This window comes from Anaerovibrio sp. (assembly GCF_045637405.1).
In the GTDB taxonomy this organism is placed as follows: Bacteria; Bacillota; Negativicutes; order Selenomonadales; family Selenomonadaceae; genus Anaerovibrio.
Genome location: NZ_JAZTZI010000046.1, coordinates 1 through 2,380, shown reverse-complemented (window position 1 = coordinate 2,380; position 2,380 = coordinate 1). Strand labels below are relative to the sequence as shown.

Annotated in this window: 3 protein-coding genes; 2 read left to right on the top strand and 1 reads right to left on the bottom strand. The window is 38.9% G+C overall.

Going from position 1 to position 2,380, the window contains the following annotated elements:
- Positions 1–463: 463 nt before the first annotated feature.
- On the top strand, positions 464–1,366 hold the full coding sequence (locus ACKI5G_RS03500; RefSeq protein ID WP_407397678.1) for a Fic family protein: 903 nt from the start codon (positions 464–466) through the stop codon (positions 1,364–1,366).
- A gap of 90 nt (positions 1,367–1,456) precedes the next feature.
- On the opposite strand, the gene ACKI5G_RS03495 is transcribed toward ACKI5G_RS03500, so the two are convergent.
- Positions 1,457–2,053, bottom strand: coding sequence for a helix-turn-helix domain-containing protein (locus tag ACKI5G_RS03495; protein WP_407397676.1), 597 nt, complete (start codon positions 2,051–2,053; stop codon positions 1,457–1,459).
- Positions 2,054–2,147: 94 nt separating this feature from the next.
- On the opposite strand from ACKI5G_RS03495, the gene ACKI5G_RS03490 reads away from it, so the two are divergent.
- On the top strand, positions 2,148–2,297 hold the full coding sequence (locus ACKI5G_RS03490) for a helix-turn-helix domain-containing protein (RefSeq protein WP_407397680.1): 150 nt from the start codon (positions 2,148–2,150) through the stop codon (positions 2,295–2,297).
- The last annotated feature ends 83 nt before the right edge of the window (positions 2,298–2,380 follow it).

Here is a 2,380-nt window from a genome sequence, read left to right as displayed (position 1 = left end):
ATGCCCATCGAAATTCGTTTCAGGCAATATTTAGATAACAATAATACATTGTAATTTAAAAAAATAAAGTAATACTTATCAAATTTATGTAATACTTTCTGTTAAAAGACGTACGTAAATATGCTAACAATATCTTCATTTTGTTTCCACCACTTTCTCCAGTAAAAATAACCCTTGGCAGAATCACCTGCACCCCATGGAAACCTTTATTTGCATGAAAATTCCGCCATTTTTTTCGACATTTCACCCCTATTTCCTGCCAAATTACAGAAATTTTCACCATTAATATCACCATGTGAGATTGATAGCGGTTCGAATTATATAAATATGTACATAACAGCCCTTTATTCTATCGGCAAAATAAACTCCATAATATGCACAAGAAAACACAGTATATTTAGCCGATTTTATGATATAATTGAAACAAGGCTCGTAGAAGCTCATATGGGGAGGGGCAGAAACGATGAAATACATAAGTGTCAGTGAGGCGGCTTCCAATTGGAAGGTATCGGAGAGAAGTGCAAGAAATTATTGCGCCACTGGTAAGGTGAGAGGCGCGGTATTGGAGGGTAAAATCTGGAAAATACCTGCTACTGCCCCTAAACCTCCCAGAAAACCACGGGCAGGCAAAATTTCTGACGATTTGCTGACCAGACTACAACAGGAAAAAATGGCTGGAATAAAAGGCGGTATCTATCACAAGGTCCAGATAGAATTAACCTACAATTCCAACCACATTGAGGGCAACAGCCTCACCCATGACCAAACCAGATTTATTTTTGAAACCAATACTATCGGTGTAGACAGTGATGCGATTAAAGTAGACGATATAGTTGAAACGGCCAACCACTTTTGTTGTATAAATATGATAATCGATGCCGCCAGATACAAGCTAAGTGAATCCTTTATAAAGCAGCTCCATTTATGCTTAAAATCGGGAACCTCTGACAGCCGAAAATCTTGGTTTGTTGTTGGAGATTATAAAAGAATGCCAAACGAAGTAGGTGGTCTTGCCACCACTGCCCCGGAAAATGTGTCATTCGAAATAAAACAATTACTAAAAAATTATAATTTGGAGAAAGTGAAATCCTTTGAGGATATAGTGGCATTTCATCATGATTTTGAACATATTCACCCATTTCAGGATGGCAACGGGCGTATAGGCAGACTGATAATGTTCAAGGAATGTTTAAGAAACGGCATTACACCATTTATTATCAGTGATGATTTAAAGGGGTATTATTATCGCGGATTAAAGGAATGGATAAAGGAACCAGGCTATTTGTTGGACACCTGCCGAACCGCCCAGGACAGGTTTAAGGTTTGGTTGGACTATTTCAAAGTACAAAATACGAAAAGGCCCTAACCTCTCATTTAAATAGTTTTCCACTGGCAAATTATCCATTTAGACCTTAATTTTCATATAATACCCTTCTTTCTCATAGTATAAATATGGTTATATTACAGTATCCATTTTTAACCGAAAGAGTCCATGGTGATTGCAATAATAGTACAGCCACCGCGTGTTGCGATATTTAAAGTGAGCCTCTGCGTCCCCTTCAGGATATAGTTTTTTTAGTTCACATCCATCCTCCCTTACTGCAGCTACAAAGGATATAAAATGTTCTTTGCTCATGGGATGATCCAGCTTGATATAGAACTCGTCCTCTATTTTTTCTACCTTCAGTCCATGATCTGCATCAGCCTCCTCAGCCTCCAGGCTCGGCAGCATAATGCCGCAACAGCTAATGACTGCTTCACCTGTAGCGGTGATTAAATTGCCACATATAGGACATACGTAGAATTGTATTTTTTTCATGTTGAAACAGCGATTAGTATTGCTCACGCTCTCTCCGGCCAAAAGTTCCATTACTGACACCCCCAATGCCTCCGCTAACGGCTCCAGCAAGGTTATGTCCGGGTACCCACGTCCAGTCTCCCATTTTGAAATGGTCTTATCACTTACATTCAAACTTTGCGCCAGCTGTACCTGTGTAATTTCTCTTTTCTCACGAAAGCGCTTAATTATAGTCCCGGTTACATATTGATTCATTTTTGCCCTCCAAATATGTTAAGTCATTCATCTGTCAAAATCATAGTCTAAAATGATGCGTATTTCTACCTACTCAAAGTAGAGTCATCGCCAAATCCATAATTCACCGGCAAATATTGCTGCCGACCTGGGCTATACAGACCAAAGTCATTTTTCCCGCCAATTCAAGCAGATTACAGGAGTAACGCCGGGAAATTTTGCCAATAATAGATATAATCAGCTTGTGAAAGGCAAGGTAACCTAATTTTGTAGCATATAATAACCCTAGTATAATTAACAATATGCGCGACTATTAATGATTTTTTCACCACGAAAAGGCCCTAACCA

What these genes read in the sequence shown, in the direction of transcription:
- ACKI5G_RS03500 (WP_407397678.1), top strand. Translation starts at nt 464, where the DNA reads ATGAAATACATAAGTGTCAGTGAGGCGGCTTCCAATTGGAAGGTATCG.
- ACKI5G_RS03495 (WP_407397676.1), bottom strand. Translation starts at nt 2,053, where the DNA reads ATGAATCAATATGTAACCGGGACTATAATTAAGCGCTTTCGTGAGAAA.